This is a genomic window from Sulfuricystis thermophila (assembly GCF_004323595.1).
GTDB lineage: Bacteria > Pseudomonadota > Gammaproteobacteria > Burkholderiales > Rhodocyclaceae > Sulfuricystis > Sulfuricystis thermophila.
In genome coordinates this window covers 2,369,181-2,387,125 of sequence record NZ_AP019373.1, presented here as the reverse complement: position 1 = coordinate 2,387,125, position 17,945 = coordinate 2,369,181, and the positions used below count along the sequence as shown (strand labels likewise).

The window sequence follows — 17,945 nt, the reverse complement described above, 5'->3', positions numbered from 1 at the left end:
ATCAGACGACCGCGCCGAGCTTGAAGATCGGCAGATACATCGCGACGATGATCGAGCCGATGAGCACGCCGAGCACGACCATGATCATCGGTTCCATCAGGCTCGACAACCGGGCGACGGCATCATCGACCTCCTGCTCGTAGAAATCGGCCACCTTGCCGCTCATCGCGTCGATCTGACCGGATTCCTCGCCGATCGAGATCATCTGGATCGCCATGTTCGGAAAGACACCGGTATTCTGCATCGCGACGGTGAGGCTCGAGCCAGTGCTGACATCCGCCTTGATCTGTTTCGTCGCTTCGCGGTAGATGTAGTTGCCGGAGGCGCCGCCCACCGAGTCGAGAGCTTCGACGAGCGGCACGCCTGCCGCGAACATTGTCGATAAGGTGCGCGTCCAGCGCGCCAGGGTCGCCTTGCGGATCACTTCGCCGAAGATGGGAAGGCGCAGCGCGAGGCGATCCATGAACATCTGCATTTTCTCGGAACGCTTCCAGACATAGAAGAAAGCATAAATCCCGCCGAACAGCACGCCGAAGATGATGTACCAATAGTCGACGAAGTAGTCGGAAATCGCCATCACGACCAGAGTCGGGCCGGGCAGGTCGGCGCCGAAGCTGGTAAACACCTTCTTGAACTGCGGCACGACGTAGATCATGATCACCGCGGTGACGATGAAGGCGACCACCAGCACCGAGATTGGGTAGAACAGGGCGCTCTTGATTTTGGCGATGATGGCCTGCGTCTTCTCCTTGTAGGTGGCCAGGCGATCGAGCACCTGGTCGAGAATGCCGGCCTGCTCGCCGGCTTCGACCAGATTGCAATAGAGCGGCTCGAAATACAGCGGATGCTTGCGGAATGCCTGGTTCAGTGCCGCACCGGTCTCGACGTCGGTCTTGATGTCGAGAATCAGTTTCGTCAGCGCCGGATTGCTCGCCCCCTTGGCGACGATGTCGAAGGCCTGCAGAAGCGGCACGCCCGATTTCATCATCGTCGCCATTTGGCGCGTAAACAGCGTGATGTCCTTGTCGGTGACCTTGCCTCGACTGCGGAACGATTGCTTGGCGACCTTGGTGACGAGAATACCCTGGCGGCGCAACGTGGTACGGACGACCGTCGGCGAGGCGGCGCGCAGCTCGCCGCGAATCAGTTTGCCGCTCTTGTCCTTGCCTTCCCAGTTGTAGACCGACAGGAAGTCATCCCGTTTGGCTGTGGCCATGCCTGCTCCTTGCGAATTTATGCATAGTGATAATGCCTTGCCTGGGCGCCGTTGTAAAGGCGGAATAACTCGCCTTTTCCCCCGGGGCGTGGCGACAGCGCCTCACGGACGGTAAATCTTCACGACTTTCACGCGGCGGTTCTCGGTCTGGATGACTTCCATCGGAATGCCGTTGATGCGCAGACAGACGCCGAGCTCGGGGATGTCGCGCAGGTGTTCGAGAATCAGGCCATTCAGGGTTTTCGGGCCATCGACTGGCAGATCGAGGCCGAGTACGCGGTTGATTTCCCGCAGGCTGTGCCCCCCATCGACCAGGGCGGTGCCATCCTCGGCCCAGCCGAGCGCCAGTTCACTGCCCGGCATGCCGCTGGTGAATTTGCCGACGATTTCCTCGATGATGTCCTCGATCGTCACCAGGCCGAGCAGTTCGCCATATTCGTCGACGACCAGGCCGAGCCGCTGCCGGTTTTCGCGAAAAAACCTCAGTTGGTCATAAGCCGGGGTTTCAGCCGGGATGAAATAGGGAGTCGCCAGATTTTCCCGCAGAGCCGCATGATCGAGACCATCGGTAAGCATCGGTGCGAGCAGGCGGCGTAAATGCAAGATGCCAATCACATTGCCGGGCTCGCCCTCATAGACGGGCAGACGGGTATGGAAGCTGGTGGCCAGCTGGTCGCGGATTTCTTCGATCGGCGCCGCAATGTCGATGCTCTCGACCTCCCCGCGCGGCGTCATGATGTCCTCGACGGTGATGTGTTCGAGATCGAACAGGTTGACGAGGATATCGCGGTGGGCTTCCGGCAGATAACGGCCCGATTCCAGCACCACAGTGCGTAGCTCTTCTGTGGTGAGCGCGGCCGGTTCGCCGCCGGCAGGCTCGAGGCGCAGGATTTTCAGCAAGCCTCTGGCAAACAGGTTGATGAACCAGACCAGAGGGTGGCTCAGGCGCAGCAGCGGCCAGAGCAGGAAGGCGAGTACCACCGCGATCCGGTCGGCATTCGCGGCGCCGATGATTTTCGGCGTGATCTCCGAAAACACCAGAATCGCGAAGGTGACGAACAGCGTGCCGGCCGCCAGCGCCCATTCCTCTTCGCCGAACAGTTCGATCGCGATCACCGAGACGAGGGTGGCCGCGGCGGCATTCACCAGATTGTTACCGAGCAGGATGACGCCGAGCATCTTGTCGGTGCTGGCGAGAAGCCGCATCGCCAGCTGTGCGCCGCGATGCCCCTGGCTGGCGAGATGGCGTAAGCGGTAACGGTTGGCCGCCATCATGCTGGTTTCGGACATCGAGAAAAAGCCCGACAACACCAGCAGCACCACGAGCGCTATCGACAGCGCCGAGAGCGGGTAATCTCCCATCAGCCGGGCCGACCGAGCAGGACTTCGAGCACGAAACGGCTACCGACGTAAGCGAGCAACAGGGTGACGAAGCCCGCCAGCGTCCAGCGTAATGCGATGCGCCCTCGCCAGCCGCGGAAATGGCGCCCGGCGAGCAGCCAGGCAAAAATGATCCACGACAACAGGGCGAACACCGTCTTGTGATTGAACGGTAGCGCCTTGCCGAAGATCTGTTCGGAAAAGAGGATGCCCGAGGCCAGAGTGAGTGTGAGCAGGAAGAAGGCGATGTGGATCAGCCGGAACAGCAGATTCTCCATCGTCAGCAGCGGTGGCAGACCGGCGAAGAGTGGCGTCATGCGGCCACGATGCAGGCGCTTTTCGGCGATCGCCATCAGAATGGCGTGCAACGCGGCCAAAGTGAATAGGCTGTAGGCGAGCATCGCCATCAGCAGATGGATACGAAATGCCAATGATCCGGCATTGGCCAGGATGTGTTGGCTGGGAATCAATAGCGGCAGGAGCGTACACAAGGCGGCCAGCGGCAGCCCCAGCATCTGCAAGCCTTCCATGCGGGCATAAAAGCTCTCGACCCAGTAGAAGGCCACCGCCAGCCACATCATCAGCGAGAGGGCGACGGCGAAGCCGAAACGCGTCGATTCGAACCCTGCAGGATGCACTTCGATCCCCAGCGTCATGCCGTGGATCACCAGCGCAATGAAGAGCCAGGTTCGCTCCCAGATGGCCAAACCCTTGACCGGCTGGTCGAGCACCGCGCCGCGCCAGCGCGTGCGCCAGAAATGGAATGCCAGACCGACATACAGCAGCGCAGCCAGCAGGTGCGGAAGGGGGGGATGCAGTAAAATCGTTGGCATATCCAAAGTCTACACCAAGCCCATGCTCGACAATCTGACCCAACGGCTCGGCCGCATCGTCAAGACGCTGCGTGGCCAGGCACGCCTGACCGAAGACAACATCCAGGAGATGCTGCGCGAGGTGCGCATGGCGCTGCTCGAGGCGGATGTCGCCTTGCCGGTGGTCAAGGATTTCATCGCGCGCGTAAAAGAAAATGCGTTGGGCCAGGAAGTCGTCGGCTCGCTGACCCCCGGCCAGGCGCTCGTCGGCGTGGTGCATCGCGAACTGACCGAGCTGATGGGCGGCGCGAAGGCGGAGCTCAATCTCGCCTGCCAGCCGCCGGCGATCATCCTGATGGCCGGCCTGCAGGGCGCGGGCAAGACGACGACCACCGCCAAACTCGGCAAGTGGCTGAAAGAGCGGCAGAAAAAGAAGGTGCTGGCGGTTTCCTGCGACGTTTATCGCCCGGCCGCCATCGAGCAGCTGAAAACCGTCTGTGCGCAGGCGGGCATCGATTTCTTCCCCTCGCATGCCGGCCAGAAACCGACCGAGATCGCCGCCGCGGCGCTCGATTACGCCAAGCGCCATTTCTACGACGTGCTGTTCGTCGATACCGCTGGCCGGCTGGCGATCGACGAAGCGATGATGGCGGAGATCTGCGCGCTGCACGACCAGCTCAAGCCGATCGAGACGCTGTTCGTCGTCGATGCGATGCAGGGTCAGGACGCAGTCAATACCGCGAAGGCCTTCAACGAAGCCTTGCCCTTGACCGGTGTGATCCTCACCAAGCTCGACGGTGATGCCCGTGGTGGTGCGGCATTGTCGGTGCGCCATGTCACCGGCAAGCCGATCAAGTTCGCCGGCGTCGGCGAGAAGCTCACCGGAATCGAGGAATTCCATCCCGATCGCATGGCCAGCCGCATCCTCGGCATGGGCGACATCCTCGGTCTCGTCGAGGAGGCGCAGCGCAACGTCGATCAGGAAAAGGCTCAGGCCTTCGTCAAGAAGATGAAGTCCGGCAAGGGCTTCGATCTCAACGACTTCAAGGCGCAGATCGCCCAGATGCGCAACATGGGCGGCATCGGCGCCCTGCTCGACAAGTTGCCGGCGCAGTTCGGCGCGCTGGCCCAGCAGGCGGGCGGCGCGGTCGAGGACAAGGCGATCCGCCGTATCGTCGGCATCATCGACGCGATGACGCCGGCCGAGCGGGCGAAGCCCGAGATCATCAAGGCCAGCCGCAAGCGGCGTATCGCCGCGGGCGCCGGTGTGCCGGTGCAGGAGGTCAACCGACTGCTCAATCAGTTCGAGCAGACGCAGAAGATGATGAAACAGTTCTCCAAGGGTGGCATGGCGAAGATGCTGCGTGCCGCGAAAGGGCTGATGGGGCGGGGTGGCATGTCAGGAATGCCGCGCTGAAAAATCGGCGCTGGTGAGACGGCACTACTGCCGCGCCTGAATGATGCGCGGGCCCCAGTTCCAGCGTTTCTCCCACGCCGCGCGCACCATGTTCGGGTATTCCGGCCGGCCGAGGCTGCCGTTGTAGCGGCCGAGGGCGCGAAACAGGTCGCCATTCTCGATGTCGAGATAATGCCGCAGGATCGTGCAGCCATAGCGCAGGTTGGTGCGCAGGTGAAACAGGTTGTGACTTTTTTCGCCGATCAGATCAATCCAGAAGGGCATCACCTGCATGTAGCCGCGCGCCCCGGCCGTCGAGACAGCGTATTTGCGAAAGCCGCTTTCCACTTCGATGAGTCCCAGCACGAGCTGCGGATCGAGCCCGGCGCGCTGGGCTTCGTAGCGCACGGTCTTGAGGAATTCGAGCCGCGCTTCGCGATCCGGCATGCGCCGTGCCAGGCGACGCGACATCTCTGTGAGCCAGTCGATTTTTTCCTGCAGACTGTCGAAGCGCGGCTCGGGTGCGGCGCGATCGGCGATCGCGGCATGCAGCGCAGCCTGCACGCTGGCTGCCAGCGGCTCGTATTTCTGGGCGCCGGCCTTTGCCTGCAGCGCCAGGCAGGCCAGCAACACCAGCAAAGCTAGACGCATACCCTGGCGCGCACGAACGAGGCGATGTCGGCGAGCGGCACTTTCACGGCTGCCGCATCGCGCCGGTGCTGATATTCCGCCATGCCTTCCTTGAGCCCGCGTTCGCCGATGGTGACGCGATGCGGTACGCCAATCAGCTCCCAGTCGGCGAACATCACCCCGGGCCGCTCGTCACGGTCGTCGAGGATCACGTCGATACCCGAGACGATGAGTTTTTCGTAGAGGTCGAGAGCAGCCTGGCGCACGGCATCCGACTTGCTCCAGCCGACCGGGCAAATCACCACGGTAAACGGCGCGATCGCATCGGGCCAGATGATGCCTTTTTCGTCATGATTCTGTTCGATCGCCGCGCCGGCGAGCCGGGTGACACCGATGCCGTAGCAGCCCATCTCCATCAGTTGCGGTTTGCCGGTCTCATCCAGATAAGTGCAGTTCATCGCCGCCGAATACTTGGTGCCGAGGTAGAACACGTGACCGACCTCGATACCACGCTGGATCGCGAGTTTGCCCTTGCCGTCCGGCGAAGGATCGCCGGCGACGACGTTGCGAATGTCGGCGACGATGTCGGGCTCGGGCAGGTCGCGTCCCCAGTTGATGCCCTGGATGTGAAAGCCGATCTCGTTGGCGCCGGAAACGAAATCGGCCATGTTCGCGACGGTGCGGTCGGCGACGATCTTCACCGGCTTCTTGGTATTGAGCGGGCCCAGGTATCCCGGCGGGCAGCCGAAATGGTCGATGATCTCGGCTTCGGTGGCGAAACGAAAACCATTGTCGAGCCCGGGCACCTTGACGGCCTTGACTTCGTTCAAATCGTGGTCGCCGCGCACCAGCAACAGCCAGATCTCGGGTCCGAGCGGGGTGTCGACGGCCAGCACGATCGACTTCACGGTTTGTTCGAGCGGTACGCCGAGCAACTTCGCGACATCCTCGCAGCGGGTGGTCTCCGGCGTAGCGACCTTTTGCAGCGCCAAAGTCGGCGCTGGCCGGACGGCAATCAATGGCAGCGCCTCGGCCAGCTCGATGTTGGCGGCGTAGTCGGAATCGGGGCAATACACCAACACATCCTCACCGGTATCGGCGATCACCTGGAACTCGTGCGACAGCGAGCCGCCGATCGCGCCGGTGTCGGCACGCACGGCGCGGAATTTGAGGCCCAGGCGTTCGAAGATCCTCACATAAGCCTCGTACATCGCCTGATAACTCTTTTCGGCGCCGGCGGCATCGCGATCGAAGGAGTAGGCATCCTTCATCGTGAATTCGCGCCCGCGCATCACGCCGAAGCGCGGCCGGCGCTCGTCGCGGAACTTGGTCTGGATGTGGTAGAAGTTCTTCGGCAGCTGCCGCCAGCTGTGGATTTCGCTGCGGGCGATGTCGGTGATCACTTCCTCGGAAGTGGGCTGGATGACGAAATCGCGCTGATGGCGGTCTTTGACACGCAACAGTTCCGGCCCCATCTTGTCCCAGCGTCCGGTTTCCTGCCACAGCTCGGCCGGTTGCACGATCGGCATCAACAGCTCGATCGCGCCGGCGCGGTTCATCTCCTCGCGGATGATCGTTTCGATCTTGCGGATCACTCTCAAGCCCATCGGCATGTAGGTGTAGATGCCGCCGGCGAGCTTCTTGATCATGCCGGCGCGCGTCATCAGCTTGTGCGAGACGACTTCGGCATCGGCGGGTGCTTCCTTGAGGGTGTTGATGAAGAACTGGCTGGCACGCATGGCGGGGATCCGGGATCAATGAGGCAGGGGGCGATTTTAACGGTCTATGCGGCTTTCCTCGACCGGACGAATGTGAAACAATTCCGTCAGTTCAACATTTGAGGTTTCACCATGCTCGATCGGGAAGGTTATCGCCCGAACGTCGGCATCATTCTGACCAATCAGCGTCACGAGGTATTCTGGGGCAAACGAATTCGCGAACATTCCTGGCAGTTTCCGCAGGGCGGCATCAAGAAGGGGGAAACGCCCGAAGAGGCAATGTTCCGCGAGCTCTATGAGGAAGTGGGCCTGAGGCCCGAGCATGTCCGCATCCTCGGTCGAACGCGTGACTGGCTGCGATACGACGTTCCGCAACAATGGGTGCGCCGCGCATGGCGCGGTACTTACAAAGGACAAAAGCAGATCTGGTTCCTGTTGCGCCTGATCGGTCGCGACAGTGACATCTGTCTGCGCGCGACCTCGAAACCGGAGTTCGATGCCTGGCGCTGGAGCGACTACTGGGTGCCGCTCGAGTCGGTGATCGAATTCAAGCGTGGCGTGTATCAACGGGCGCTGACCGAACTGGCGCATTTGCTGTTTCGCGTTCCTGGCCAACCATCTGGACGACCGGAAGCCTGGAATGAGCCACCCGCTGCTGAACCGGCGACCGAAGAACGATGAAGCGCCTTTTCCCCGTATTCGTCGTGTTGTTCGTGGCCAGCAACGTATCGGCCGGCCTGCTCACCGACGAGGATCCCGACGCGCCGAAATGGGAGGAAGAGGTGCCGCAGCTGCCCGAGTTTCCCAGGGAAGCGAACCTGCGCGAGTTTTATGTCAGCGCCACGACGCCGCACCGCTATTTCATCGACGGCACCAGCCTGAGTGTCGGTAAGGACGGCGTGGTGCGCTACACACTCGTGGTGCGCACGCGTGGCGGCGTCACCAACATCACCTTCGAAGGCATGCGCTGCGCCACCGGCCAATACAAGATCTACGCCACCGGGCGTGCCGATGGCACCTGGGCCGTGGCCCGGCGCAGCGAGTGGCGGCCGATCACGGACAAGCCGACCTACCGCCACCATGCCGCGCTTGCGCATGATTTCTTCTGCCCGATCGGCAACCCCATCGCGACCCCCGAAGAAGGGCGCGAGGCCTTGCGGTTGGGCAAACATCCCAGCGTGAATTGAGGTCTGAAATGAGCCTGCTCGATCCCGTCATCCTGCAAATCGATCAAGCGCTGCGCACCCTGTTCGTTCCGGCGCCGACCAAGCGACCGATGCCTGGCGAATCCCTGCCCGAGCCGGAATTGACTGAGCCCGAACGTCGTCACGCCGCGGCCCTGATGCGCATCAACCATGTCGGCGAGGTCTGCGCGCAGGCGCTCTATGCCGGCCAGGCCTTCGCTGCGGCGAGCAGCGCGGTGCGTGAGGCACTCAAGCGCGCTGCCTGGGAGGAAACCGAGCATCTCAACTGGACCGAGCGGCGCATCGAAGAGCTGGGCGGCCGCAAGAGCCTGCTCAATCCGCTCTGGTATGCCGGCGCCTGGACGATCGGCGCGATCGCCGGCCGGCTGGGCGATCCGGTCAGCCTCGGTTTCGTCGCGGAAACCGAGCGGCAGGTCGAGGCGCATCTGGAAGGACACTTACGCCAGTTGCCGGCTGCCGATCAGCGCTCGCAGGCGATTGTCGATCAGATGAAGGCCGACGAGATCGCTCACGCGCGCATGGCGGTCAGTCTCGGCGCGGCCGAGCTGCCGCCGCTGGCCAAGGGAGCGATGAAACTTGCCGCCAAAGTGATGACGACGACCGCCTACTGGATCTGATCAGAGCTCGACGATTTCCCAGGAGTGGTGCATCTGGGCGGTCTTGCCGAGCATGATCGAGGCCGAGCAATATTTTTCGGCCGACAGCTTGACGGCGCGCTCGACCGCCTCGGGCTTGAGGTTGCGGCCCTTGACGATGAAATGCAGGTCGATGCGCGTAAACACCTTGGGATCCTGTTCGGCGCGGTCGGCCGTGATCCGCACGGAGCAATCGGTGACGTCCTGGCGCGACTTCTTCAGGATCGATACGACATCGAAGGCGGTGCAGCCGCCGGTGCCGGCCAGCAACAGTTCGAGGGGACGTGGCGCCAGATTGCGCCCGCCGGCCTCGGGCGCGCCGTCCATCGCCACCATATGGCCGGAGCCGGTTTCCGCGACGAAACTCATACCGCGCGGCTGCCAATGTACCGTGCATTCCAACATACTGGACCTCCTTGTGAACTCGAACATTTCATTCTGCTGGGAACGATTGTAGCCGCCTGCCACCCCCTGATCGCTCGCAACACTCTCTGCGAAACTCGGCGCTGGTGGAACGGCACGCGTTCTGGAAAAGTATTTGACTTTTTTCGGCCCTTTGCGCTACCATGCGCGGCTTTCCGCGTGGAGGCCGACTGTTTCGGCCCCCATGTCACACCCACCGGCCGCGTCCACCGGCTGTTTGACACAGGTAGCAAGGACTTTCCATGAAGACTTTTTCCGCCAAACCGCATGAGGTCAAGCGCGATTGGTTCGTCGTCGATGCCACGGACAAGGTGCTCGGCCGTTTGGCCTCAGAAATCGCCCGACGTCTGCGCGGCAAGCACAAGACCGAATACACGCCGCACGTCGATACCGGCGATTACATCGTCGTCGTCAATGTCGATAAGCTGCGCGTGACCGGCAACAAGGCCCAGGACAAGAAGTACTTCCGCCACTCCGGTTTCCCGGGCGGCATTTACGAGACCAATTTCATCAAGCTGCAGCAGCGCTTCCCGGCCCGCGTGCTCGAAAAAGCCGTCAAGGGCATGCTGCCGAAAGGCCCGCTTGGCTACGCGATGCTGAAGAAGATGAAATGCTATGCCGGCGCCGAACATCCCCATGCCGCGCAGCAGCCCAAGACACTGGAAATCTGACAGGACCTCACACTATGTCGGCCAATTACTACTATGGCACCGGTCGCCGCAAGACCGCCGTCGCGCGCGTGTTCATGAAAAACGGCAGCGGCAAGATCATCGTCAACGACAAGCCGGTGGACGAATTCTTTTCCCGCGAAACCGGCCGGATGGTCGTGCGCCAGCCCCTCGAGCTGACCCAGCATCTCAACACGTTCGACATCATGGTGAATGTCACCGGGGGTGGTGAATCCGGCCAGGCCGGTGCCGTGCGTCACGGTATCACCCGTGCGCTGATCGAATACGATGCCACACTCAAACCGGCGCTCTCACAGGCCGGCTTCGTGACCCGTGATGCGCGTGAAGTGGAACGCAAGAAGGTCGGTTTGCACAAGGCGCGCCGGCGCAAACAGTTCTCGAAGCGCTGATACCTTCATTCGCCAAACGCCGCATCGCCGACTTCGGCCAGGTCGATCGAACGCAAGTGGTTGCGGTTGGCTGTCCGGCGTTTCATGTCAAAAAAGCCGCCTGCGGGCGGCTTTTTTGTCCCTATTCATTATCGGGGTATGATCCCCATTTCGATTGGAGTTCAGCATGATCAAGGTGGGCATCGTTGGCGGAACCGGCTATACGGGTGTCGAATTGTTGCGTCTGCTGGCGCAACATCCCGAGGTGGAATTGACGGCCATCACCTCCCGCGCCGAGGCTGGCAGTGCTGTGGCCGACATGTTCCCGAGCTTGCGCGGTCGGATCGACCTCAAATTCAGCGACCCGGCAAGTGCGCCGCTCAAGGACTGCCAGGTCGTCTTCTTTGCGACGCCGAATGGTGTGGCGATGCAGCAGGCCCGCAGCCTGCTCGATGCCGGCGTGCGTGTCATCGATCTCGCCGCCGATTTTCGTATCAAGGACGTCTCCCTTTGGGAGAAATGGTATGGCATGACCCACGCCACCCCTGATCTCGTCGCCGAGGCGGTCTATGGCCTGCCGGAAATGAATCGTGAGCAGATCAAGACTGCGCGTCTCGTCGCCAATCCCGGTTGTTATCCGACAGCGGTGCAACTCGGCTTCCTGCCCTTGATCGAAGCCGGATGTGTCGATATCGATCATCTGATCGCCGATGCAAAATCCGGTGTTTCGGGAGCAGGGCGCAAGGCGGAAACGCACATCCTTTTCGCCGAGGCTTCCGACAATTTCAAGGCCTACGGCGTGGCGGGGCACCGCCATCTACCGGAAATTCGCCAAGGACTCACCGCCGTCGCCGGCGCACCGATTGGCCTGACTTTCGTTCCCCATCTGACGCCGATGATCCGGGGCATTCACGCGACGCTGTATGCGCGTATCACCAGGGAAGCGGACATCCAGGCGCTCTATGAAAAGCGCTATGCTGGCGAAGCCTTCGTCGATGTCTTGCCCCCCAAGTCCCATCCCGATACCCGTTCCGTCAGGGCGGCGAACGTCTGTCGCATCGCCGTTCATCGTCCACAGGGCGGCGACATGCTGGTGATCCTGTCGGTGATCGACAATCTGGTCAAAGGTGCGGCCGGGCAGGCAGTGCAAAACATGAACCTGATGTTCGGTTTCGACGAATGCCTTGGCCTCACGCAAGTTCCCGTCTTGCCCTGATCCTGCGACGCTGGCGCGGGCGGTTCGGCATCACCGCCCCGCAGGTCGCAATCCGGCCGCACCGGCCGTGGTATGCGCGGTCATTCGTGCTCGTTGCAGCGTTGTTGGGGGTGGCTGTGCTGATCTGGCTGATCGACCCTGTCGAACGCTTGGCAACGATGAGCCATGCCGAGGAAATCGCGGCCCTGCAAAAAACCAATGCGGCATTGGAGGAAGAAGTCGAACGCTTGCGCGGACAGTTGGCGGCACGTGAAAACGATTTGCAGATCGAACAGGCCGCGCAGCGATCGCTGACCGATAAACACAAAGCCTTGATGGAGGAAAATGCCCGACTCAAGGAAGAACTGGCCGTACTGCAGCGGTTGGCGGAAAAATCGAGCAGGAAGAGGTGAGTGATAACCCGGACCGTCTTGTGGAAAAGGAGGTGCTCATGTTCAAGAAGTCCAGCAAGCCGAACGGTAGGATCGATACTTTGATCGGAGCAGGAACGACTGTGGAAGGCAATATCACTTTCTCGGGCGGCTTGCGTATCGACGGAGAAGTCCACGGCAACGTTTGCGCAGCCGGCGATCAGCCCGGAACCCTGGTGATCAGCGAACATGCCCGCGTCGATGGCGAGGTTGCCGTTCCTCATGTCGTCATCAACGGCACTGTCAATGGACCAGTCCGTTCCGCCGAGGCCCTCGAGTTGCAGCCGCGTGCGCGCGTGACTGGGGATGTCGAATACAGCACCATCGAGATCCATCTCGGGGCGATCGTCGAAGGGCGCTTGCTGCATCGTGGCGCCGAAGGCGCCAAGGCCGTCGAATTGAAGCTGGCAGGCGGCCGTTGAAAACATCTTGCCTGCCGCAAATTGGTTGCATTTGACGGACCGCATCTTGCGTCCGATAATGAAGCCACTCGATAAACCAGCCCCAAGGAGAACATTGCTATGAACGCGCCCGCCGAAATGACCGCACCGCTGATTTTCACTGATAGCGCTGCCAACAAGGTCAAGGAACTGATCCTGGAAGAAGGGAATCCGGAACTGAAGCTCAGAGTCTTTGTGACTGGTGGGGGCTGTTCTGGTTTCCAGTACGGGTTCACTTTCGATGAAGTGATCAACGAAGATGACACCGTGATGGAAAAGAACGGTGTGACGTTATTGATCGACCCGATGAGCTTCCAGTATCTCGTCGGCGCCGAAATCGATTACAGCGAAGGCTTGCAAGGCTCGCAGTTCGTCATCAAGAACCCGAATGCCACGAGCACCTGCGGCTGCGGTTCTTCGTTTTCGGTTTGAGCGCTGGTCAGACGGAAACGCAAGGGCGCCAATGGCGCCCTTGCGTTTTGTGATGCCCTCAATCCAGCAGGGCGATACGCATATCGCGCGCCATCGCGAGCTGGTTCGCCATTTCGGCTGCCGCGGTCTTGAACGCGGCCAACTGCCCATCTGGCAGGGGAGCTGCCTCTGGCAGGGCGATCGAGAGCGGATTGCGATGCACGCCGGCAACACGGAACTCGTAATGGAGATGGGGGCCGGTGGCAAGGCCAGTAGCACCGACGTAGCCGATGACCTCGCCTTGCGAGACCCGTGAGCCTTTGCGCAATCCCGCGGCAAAACCTGATAGATGACCATAGACGGTGGTCCGGTTTCCCGGATGCCTGAGCATCACGACCTTGCCATAGCCACCTTGCATGCCGACGAAATCGACCACGCCATCCGCGGTTGCTTTGACGCGTGTACCAACAGGTGCAGCGTAATCGATGCCGCGATGCGCGCGAACCTCACGCAGTACGGGGTGATAGCGGGCGCTGGAGAAGCCGGACGTAATCCTCGAAAATTCGAGCGGTGAGCGCAAGAAGGCCTTCCTCATGCTTTGTCCGCTTTCCGTGTAATAACCTCCGGAGCCCTGCGCCGGCTGGTACCAGAATGCACGGTATGTCTTACCGTCGTTGACGAACTCGGCGGCCAGAATCCGCGGGTTTCCGATCGGCTTGCCGAGATGATCGGTGCTTTCATAGATTACGGAAAACCTGTCGCCCTTGCGCAGGTCCCGGTGGAAGTCGATGTCGCCACCGAATATTTCGACTAACTGAATGGCGACGGCATCTGGGATGCCGGCTTCGTCGGTGGCCGCGAACAGCGAATGCTGGATAGTCGCCGATTTCAATGCCACCCTACTGGCGAGAGGAAGAGCATCGGTCTTTGCGGCAAACCCTTCTGATGTGCGCTGGACGACGAGCGCTTTCGAGTTCTCGCCATTTAGCGGAAAGACGAGCGATTCGAGCTCACCATTCGTATCGATCCTGGCAATGAAAGATTTCCCGGGAACCAGTTGTCGCGCGAATGCTGCAGCGCTTTTGTCCTGGCGCAGGAAGCGTTCGGCTTCGGCCGTGTCGATGCCGAGTTTGGTCAACAGGCTGCCGAGGGTATCGCCACGCTGAATGACGATCTCGCGAGTAAGCGAATTCGTTGAACCCTCGATGGGCTCAAGGGCCGGCAGGGGTAACTGCTCGACGACCTGCTTGATATTTGCATCGAGATCAAGGGTATCGCGGGCAGTGCCGAACGCCGCCGCCATGAAAAAAAACGTCGCCGCGGTAGCCGCGCCTGCCGAGGCGATACGCAGGATTGGCGAGGCTTTGCGGAACAAGGATAGATCGGGTGCTTGGTTTAGAATCTGGCGCATCGATTCGTGGCTTGGCAACGACGGCGGCCAAGTCTAACAGACATTTCAACCCATCAAAAATCTGGTGCTAACGTATGATTGATGTCGAATCCCAGCTTGCCCTGATCAAACGCGGTGCCGAAGAGTTGCTTGTCGAGGCAGAGCTCGTCGAAAAGCTGAAAACCGGTCGCCCTCTCAGAGTCAAGGCAGGATTCGATCCGACCGCCCCGGATCTGCATCTCGGTCACACAGTGCTGATCAACAAGCTCAGACACTTCCAGGAGCTGGGCCATCACGTGATGTTTCTGATCGGCGATTTCACTGGCATGATCGGCGACCCGACCGGCAAGAACGCCACCCGACCGCCATTGTCTCGCGAGCAGATCAAGCAGAACGCGCTGACGTATCAGGATCAGGTGTTCAAGATCCTCGATCCGGAGAAAACGGAAATCTGCTTCAACTCCACCTGGTTCGATTCTCTCGGTGCGGCTGGCATGATCAGGCTTGCCGCCCAGCATACCGTTGCACGCATGCTCGAGCGCGACGACTTTGCCAAGCGCTATGCCGCCAATCAGCCGATCGCCATTCACGAGTTCCTCTATCCCTTGTGCCAGGGCTACGATTCGGTGGCAATGCAGGCAGATGTCGAGCTGGGCGGGACGGACCAGAAGTTCAATTTGCTTGTTGGACGTGAGCTGCAAAAGCATTATGGGCAGACTCCGCAGTGCATCCTGACCATGCCATTGCTCGAGGGACTGGACGGCGTCAACAAGATGTCCAAGTCGCTGGGCAACTACATTGGCATCGCCGAACCGCCGCGCGAGATTTTCGGCAAACTGATGTCGATTTCGGACGAGCTGATGTGGCGTTATTACGAACTGCTCTCCTTCCGCTCCAGCAATGAAATTGCGCAGCTCAAGCGCGATGTCGCGGAAGGCGCCAATCCTCGGGATATCAAGATCTCGCTTGCTCAGGAGCTGGTGGCGCGCTTCCATGGTCAGGATGCCGCCAGGGCGGCGCTGGAAGATTTTCTTGCTCGTTTTCAACGAGGCGCCATTCCCGATGACATGCCTGAGCTGTCTTTGCCTGCCGGCCCGGTAGCTCAGGTGTTGAAGCAAGCCGGACTCGTCGCGAGCACCTCCGAGGCCTTGCGTTTGATCGACGGCGGGGGGGTGCGCATCGATGGTGTCAAGATCGAGGACAGGGCCTTGCAATTGCAAGCCGGCTCTACCATCGTGCTGCAAGTCGGTAAACGCAAGTTCGCGCGGATAACCCTTTACTGACCTGTATTTCAGGACAAGAAAAAATTTTTCCGAAAGTCGTTGACGCGCAAAAGTCGGTAGGTATAATGCGCCCCTCTTTGCTGCACGACGCAGCATGTTCTTTAAAAACCAAACAGCCGATAGGTGTAGGTGCTTGCTGGGGAGGTAGCGAGCGTGGGCGAAGCGGGTGAGAATCGAAGCCTGTTTTGCGGGGTAGGAAGCCCTGGCCGGAGAGGTCGCGCGCGAGCTGCTGAAAGAAATTGGCAAGTGCTTGCACAGATGAAGACAGGTTAAGGAAAGACCTTGTCGTTCATTTGAGTGAGCGAGAAGAGATTGAACTGAAGAGTTTGATCCTGGCTCAGATTGAACGCTGGCGGAATGCTTTACACATGCAAGTCGGGCGGCAGCGCGGGGGCAACCCTGGCGGCGAGCGGCGAACGGGTGAGTAATACATCGGAACGTACCCAGTTGTGGGGGATAGCCCGGCGAAAGCCGGATTAATACCGCATACGACCTGAGGGTGAAAGTGGGGGACCGCAAGGCCTCACGCAATTGGAGCGGCCGATGGCGGATTAGCTAGTTGGTGGGGTAAAGGCCTACCAAGGCGACGATCCGTAGCTGGTCTGAGAGGATGATCAGCCACACTGGAACTGAGACACGGTCCAGACTCCTACGGGAGGCAGCAGTGGGGAATTTTGGACAATGGGCGCAAGCCTGATCCAGCCATTCCGCGTGAGTGAAGAAGGCCTTCGGGTTGTAAAGCTCTTTCGGCAGGGACGAAACGGTGGAGGCGAATACCCTCTGCTAATGACGGTACCTGAAGAAGAAGCACCGGCTAACTACGTGCCAGCAGCCGCGGTAATACGTAGGGTGCGAGCGTTAATCGGAATTACTGGGCGTAAAGCGTGCGCAGGCGGCTTTATAAGACAGATGTGAAATCCCTGGGCTCAACCTAGGAACTGCGTTTGTGACTGTAAAGCTGGAGTGCGGCAGAGGGGGGTGGAATTCCACGTGTAGCAGTGAAATGCGTAGAGATGTGGAGGAACACCGATGGCGAAGGCAGCCCCCTGGGTTGACACTGACGCTCATGCACGAAAGCGTGGGGAGCAAACAGGATTAGATACCCTGGTAGTCCACGCCCTAAACGATGCCAACTAGGTGTTGGGGAAGGAGACTTTCTTAGTACCGTAGCTAACGCGTGAAGTTGGCCGCCTGGGGAGTACGGTCGCAAGATTAAAACTCAAAGGAATTGACGGGGACCCGCACAAGCGGTGGATGATGTGGATTAATTCGATGCAACGCGAAAAACCTTACCTACCCTTGACATGCCAGGAACCCTGCTGAGAGGTGGGGGTGCCCGAAAGGGAGCCTGGACACAGGTGCTGCATGGCTGTCGTCAGCTCGTGTCGTGAGATGTTGGGTTAAGTCCCGCAACGAGCGCAACCCTTGTCATTAGTTGCCATCATTGAGTTGGGCACTCTAATGAGACTGCCGGTGACAAACCGGAGGAAGGTGGGGATGACGTCAAGTCCTCATGGCCCTTATGGGTAGGGCTTCACACGTCATACAATGGTCGGTACAGAGGGTTGCCAAGCCGCGAGGTGGAGCCAATCCCAGAAAGCCGATCGTAGTCCGGATTGCAGTCTGCAACTCGACTGCATGAAGTCGGAATCGCTAGTAATCGCGGATCAGCATGCCGCGGTGAATACGTTCCCGGGTCTTGTACACACCGCCCGTCACACCATGGGAGTGGGGTTCACCAGAAGTAGGTAGCCTAACCGCGAGGGGGGCGCTTACCACGGTGGGCTTCATGACTGGGGTGAAGTCGTAACAAGGTAGCCGTATCGGAAGGTGCGGCTGGATCACCTCCTTTCTAGAGAACCCTGGTGAGCACCTACAGCCTATCGGTTGTTTGAGAGCGGGAGCGGGTCTGTAGCTCAGCTGGTTAGAGCACCGTCTTGATAAGGCGGGGGTCGTTGGTTCGAACCCAACCAGACCCACCACCTTGAGGGGGGGTGTAGCTCAGTTGGGAGAGCGCCTGCTTTGCAAGCAGGAGGTCATCGGTTCGATCCCGTTCACCTCCACCAGATCAGAGGTCAGGGATCAGGGATCAGATGGAAAGTCTGAGTCTTGATGCGTGATTTTTGGTCACGGAGGCTGTTGGTTCTTTAACAATTTGGAAGAAGTGAAGGTGCTGGTGAGGTAATCACGGTAGGGGTATGGGGATATCTGATCCCTGATCCCTGATACCTGATACCTGACCGGCATGGGTAGTGATTGCGATCTTCGCTTCCATCCTGAACCAGCGATGGAAGGGAAACAAGCGAGTTGTGCCTGTAGCGTG

The 17,945-nt window shown here is 60.1% G+C and carries 18 protein-coding genes, 2 tRNA genes and 1 rRNA gene; 14 read left to right on the top strand and 7 right to left on the bottom strand.

Annotated features, from left to right (window positions below; all coding sequences use genetic code 11):
• Window position 1: 1 nt before the first annotated feature.
• The 3 genes from M52SOB_RS12035 to M52SOB_RS12025 form a co-directional block, all read right to left on the bottom strand.
• A complete protein-coding gene (locus M52SOB_RS12035; protein WP_131112029.1) occupies window positions 2-1,216 on the bottom strand; it encodes a type II secretion system F family protein in 1,215 nt (404 codons plus the stop codon).
• A gap of 102 nt (window positions 1,217-1,318) precedes the next feature.
• Window positions 1,319-2,578 carry an HlyC/CorC family transporter gene (locus M52SOB_RS12030; protein ID WP_131112028.1) on the bottom strand — a complete coding sequence of 420 codons (1,260 nt, stop codon included), beginning with the start codon at window positions 2,576-2,578 and terminating at the stop codon, window positions 1,319-1,321.
• Window positions 2,578-3,429 carry a cytochrome C assembly family protein gene (locus M52SOB_RS12025; RefSeq protein WP_131112027.1) on the bottom strand — a complete coding sequence of 284 codons (852 nt, stop codon included), beginning with the start codon at window positions 3,427-3,429 and terminating at the stop codon, window positions 2,578-2,580. Before M52SOB_RS12025 ends, M52SOB_RS12030 begins: the two co-directional genes overlap by 1 nt.
• A 22-nt stretch (window positions 3,430-3,451) precedes the next feature.
• On the opposite strand from M52SOB_RS12025, the gene ffh reads away from it, so the two are divergent.
• A complete protein-coding gene (gene ffh, locus M52SOB_RS12020; protein ID WP_131112026.1) occupies window positions 3,452-4,825 on the top strand; it encodes a signal recognition particle protein in 1,374 nt (457 codons plus the stop codon).
• 24 nt (window positions 4,826-4,849) lie between these two features.
• Here the strand turns inward: ffh and M52SOB_RS12015 are convergent, their stop codons facing one another.
• Window positions 4,850-5,455 carry a lytic transglycosylase domain-containing protein gene (locus tag M52SOB_RS12015; protein WP_131112025.1) on the bottom strand — a complete coding sequence of 202 codons (606 nt, stop codon included), beginning with the start codon at window positions 5,453-5,455 and terminating at the stop codon, window positions 4,850-4,852.
• Window positions 5,446-7,173 carry a proline--tRNA ligase gene (locus tag M52SOB_RS12010; protein WP_131112024.1) on the bottom strand — a complete coding sequence of 576 codons (1,728 nt, stop codon included), beginning with the start codon at window positions 7,171-7,173 and terminating at the stop codon, window positions 5,446-5,448. The genes M52SOB_RS12015 and M52SOB_RS12010 overlap by 10 nt, the downstream gene beginning before the upstream one ends.
• Before the next feature lie 111 nt (window positions 7,174-7,284).
• Here M52SOB_RS12010 and M52SOB_RS12005 point away from each other — a divergent pair, with 111 nt between their 5' ends.
• The 3 genes from M52SOB_RS12005 to coq7 are packed head-to-tail and all read left to right on the top strand — an operon-like array spanning window position 7,285 to window position 8,974.
• Window positions 7,285-7,833, top strand: coding sequence for an RNA pyrophosphohydrolase (locus M52SOB_RS12005; protein WP_131112023.1), 549 nt, complete (start codon window positions 7,285-7,287; stop codon window positions 7,831-7,833).
• The gene (locus tag M52SOB_RS12000; RefSeq protein ID WP_131112022.1) at window positions 7,830-8,339 is read left to right on the top strand and encodes a CNP1-like family protein; all 510 of its coding nucleotides are present in this window, start codon (window positions 7,830-7,832) and stop codon (window positions 8,337-8,339) included. The genes M52SOB_RS12005 and M52SOB_RS12000 overlap by 4 nt, the downstream gene beginning before the upstream one ends.
• Window positions 8,340-8,347: 8 nt before the next feature.
• Window positions 8,348-8,974, top strand: coding sequence for a 2-polyprenyl-3-methyl-6-methoxy-1,4-benzoquinone monooxygenase (gene coq7, locus M52SOB_RS11995; protein ID WP_172601835.1), 627 nt, complete (start codon window positions 8,348-8,350; stop codon window positions 8,972-8,974).
• Here coq7 and M52SOB_RS11990 read toward each other — a convergent pair whose 3' ends face one another.
• Window positions 8,975-9,394, bottom strand: a complete 420-nt coding sequence (locus M52SOB_RS11990; protein ID WP_431306338.1) for an OsmC family protein — start codon at window positions 9,392-9,394, stop codon at window positions 8,975-8,977.
• A 263-nt stretch (window positions 9,395-9,657) separates the two neighbouring features.
• Here M52SOB_RS11990 and rplM point away from each other — a divergent pair, with 263 nt between their 5' ends.
• The 6 genes from rplM to erpA all read left to right on the top strand — a co-directional run bounded on the left by rplM (window position 9,658) and on the right by erpA (window position 12,970).
• Entirely contained in the window at window positions 9,658-10,086 is a 429-nt protein-coding gene (gene rplM, locus M52SOB_RS11985) for a 50S ribosomal protein L13 (protein ID WP_131112020.1), read from the top strand.
• Window positions 10,087-10,100: 14 nt separating this feature from the next.
• Window positions 10,101-10,493 (top strand): 30S ribosomal protein S9, encoded by a 393-nt coding sequence (rpsI, locus tag M52SOB_RS11980; RefSeq protein WP_131112019.1) that lies wholly within the window; start codon window positions 10,101-10,103, stop codon window positions 10,491-10,493.
• Window positions 10,494-10,659: 166 nt separating this feature from the next.
• Window positions 10,660-11,688, top strand: a complete 1,029-nt coding sequence (argC, locus tag M52SOB_RS11975) for an N-acetyl-gamma-glutamyl-phosphate reductase (RefSeq protein WP_172601834.1) — start codon at window positions 10,660-10,662, stop codon at window positions 11,686-11,688.
• A 116-nt stretch (window positions 11,689-11,804) separates the two neighbouring features.
• Entirely contained in the window at window positions 11,805-12,080 is a 276-nt protein-coding gene (locus tag M52SOB_RS11970) for an MreC domain-containing protein (RefSeq protein WP_131112017.1), read from the top strand.
• A gap of 38 nt (window positions 12,081-12,118) precedes the next feature.
• Entirely contained in the window at window positions 12,119-12,520 is a 402-nt protein-coding gene (locus M52SOB_RS11965) for a bactofilin family protein (protein WP_131112533.1), read from the top strand.
• 99 nt (window positions 12,521-12,619) lie between these two features.
• Entirely contained in the window at window positions 12,620-12,970 is a 351-nt protein-coding gene (gene erpA / locus M52SOB_RS11960) for an iron-sulfur cluster insertion protein ErpA (protein ID WP_131112016.1), read from the top strand.
• 58 nt (window positions 12,971-13,028) lie between these two features.
• Here erpA and M52SOB_RS11955 read toward each other — a convergent pair whose 3' ends face one another.
• Entirely contained in the window at window positions 13,029-14,324 is a 1,296-nt protein-coding gene (locus M52SOB_RS11955) for a M23 family metallopeptidase (RefSeq protein ID WP_172601833.1), read from the bottom strand.
• 110 nt (window positions 14,325-14,434) lie between these two features.
• Between M52SOB_RS11955 and tyrS the strand changes: the two genes are divergently transcribed.
• The 4 genes from tyrS (at window position 14,435) to M52SOB_RS11935 (ending at window position 17,688) form a co-directional block, all read left to right on the top strand.
• A complete protein-coding gene (gene tyrS, locus M52SOB_RS11950) occupies window positions 14,435-15,622 on the top strand; it encodes a tyrosine--tRNA ligase (RefSeq protein WP_131112014.1) in 1,188 nt (395 codons plus the stop codon).
• Window positions 15,623-15,936: 314 nt separating this feature from the next.
• Window positions 15,937-17,474: ribosomal RNA gene (locus M52SOB_RS11945) — 16S ribosomal RNA — on the top strand.
• Window positions 17,475-17,527: 53 nt separating this feature from the next.
• A tRNA-Ile gene (locus M52SOB_RS11940) sits at window positions 17,528-17,604 on the top strand.
• An 8-nt stretch (window positions 17,605-17,612) separates the two neighbouring features.
• Window positions 17,613-17,688 (top strand) — tRNA-Ala (locus M52SOB_RS11935).
• Window positions 17,689-17,945 lie beyond the last annotated feature (257 nt).

Bases quoted from the DNA above. Each gene is read 5' to 3' on its own strand.
- rpsI (WP_131112019.1), top strand. From the start codon at position 10,101: ATGTCGGCCAATTACTACTATGGCACCGGTCGCCGCAAGACCGCCGTC.
- ffh (WP_131112026.1), top strand. From the start codon at position 3,452: ATGCTCGACAATCTGACCCAACGGCTCGGCCGCATCGTCAAGACGCTG.
- M52SOB_RS12030 (WP_131112028.1), bottom strand. From the start codon at position 2,578: ATGGGAGATTACCCGCTCTCGGCGCTGTCGATAGCGCTCGTGGTGCTG.
- erpA (WP_131112016.1), top strand. From the start codon at position 12,620: ATGAACGCGCCCGCCGAAATGACCGCACCGCTGATTTTCACTGATAGC.
- M52SOB_RS12005 (WP_131112023.1), top strand. From the start codon at position 7,285: ATGCTCGATCGGGAAGGTTATCGCCCGAACGTCGGCATCATTCTGACC.
- M52SOB_RS12025 (WP_131112027.1), bottom strand. From the start codon at position 3,429: ATGCCAACGATTTTACTGCATCCCCCCCTTCCGCACCTGCTGGCTGCG.
- M52SOB_RS12035 (WP_131112029.1), bottom strand. From the start codon at position 1,216: ATGGCCACAGCCAAACGGGATGACTTCCTGTCGGTCTACAACTGGGAA.
- M52SOB_RS12000 (WP_131112022.1), top strand. From the start codon at position 7,830: ATGAAGCGCCTTTTCCCCGTATTCGTCGTGTTGTTCGTGGCCAGCAAC.
- tyrS (WP_131112014.1), top strand. From the start codon at position 14,435: ATGATTGATGTCGAATCCCAGCTTGCCCTGATCAAACGCGGTGCCGAA.
- argC (WP_172601834.1), top strand. From the start codon at position 10,660: ATGATCAAGGTGGGCATCGTTGGCGGAACCGGCTATACGGGTGTCGAA.
- M52SOB_RS11965 (WP_131112533.1), top strand. From the start codon at position 12,119: ATGTTCAAGAAGTCCAGCAAGCCGAACGGTAGGATCGATACTTTGATC.
- M52SOB_RS12015 (WP_131112025.1), bottom strand. From the start codon at position 5,455: ATGCGTCTAGCTTTGCTGGTGTTGCTGGCCTGCCTGGCGCTGCAGGCA.
- coq7 (WP_172601835.1), top strand. From the start codon at position 8,348: ATGAGCCTGCTCGATCCCGTCATCCTGCAAATCGATCAAGCGCTGCGC.
- M52SOB_RS12010 (WP_131112024.1), bottom strand. From the start codon at position 7,173: ATGCGTGCCAGCCAGTTCTTCATCAACACCCTCAAGGAAGCACCCGCC.
- rplM (WP_131112020.1), top strand. From the start codon at position 9,658: ATGAAGACTTTTTCCGCCAAACCGCATGAGGTCAAGCGCGATTGGTTC.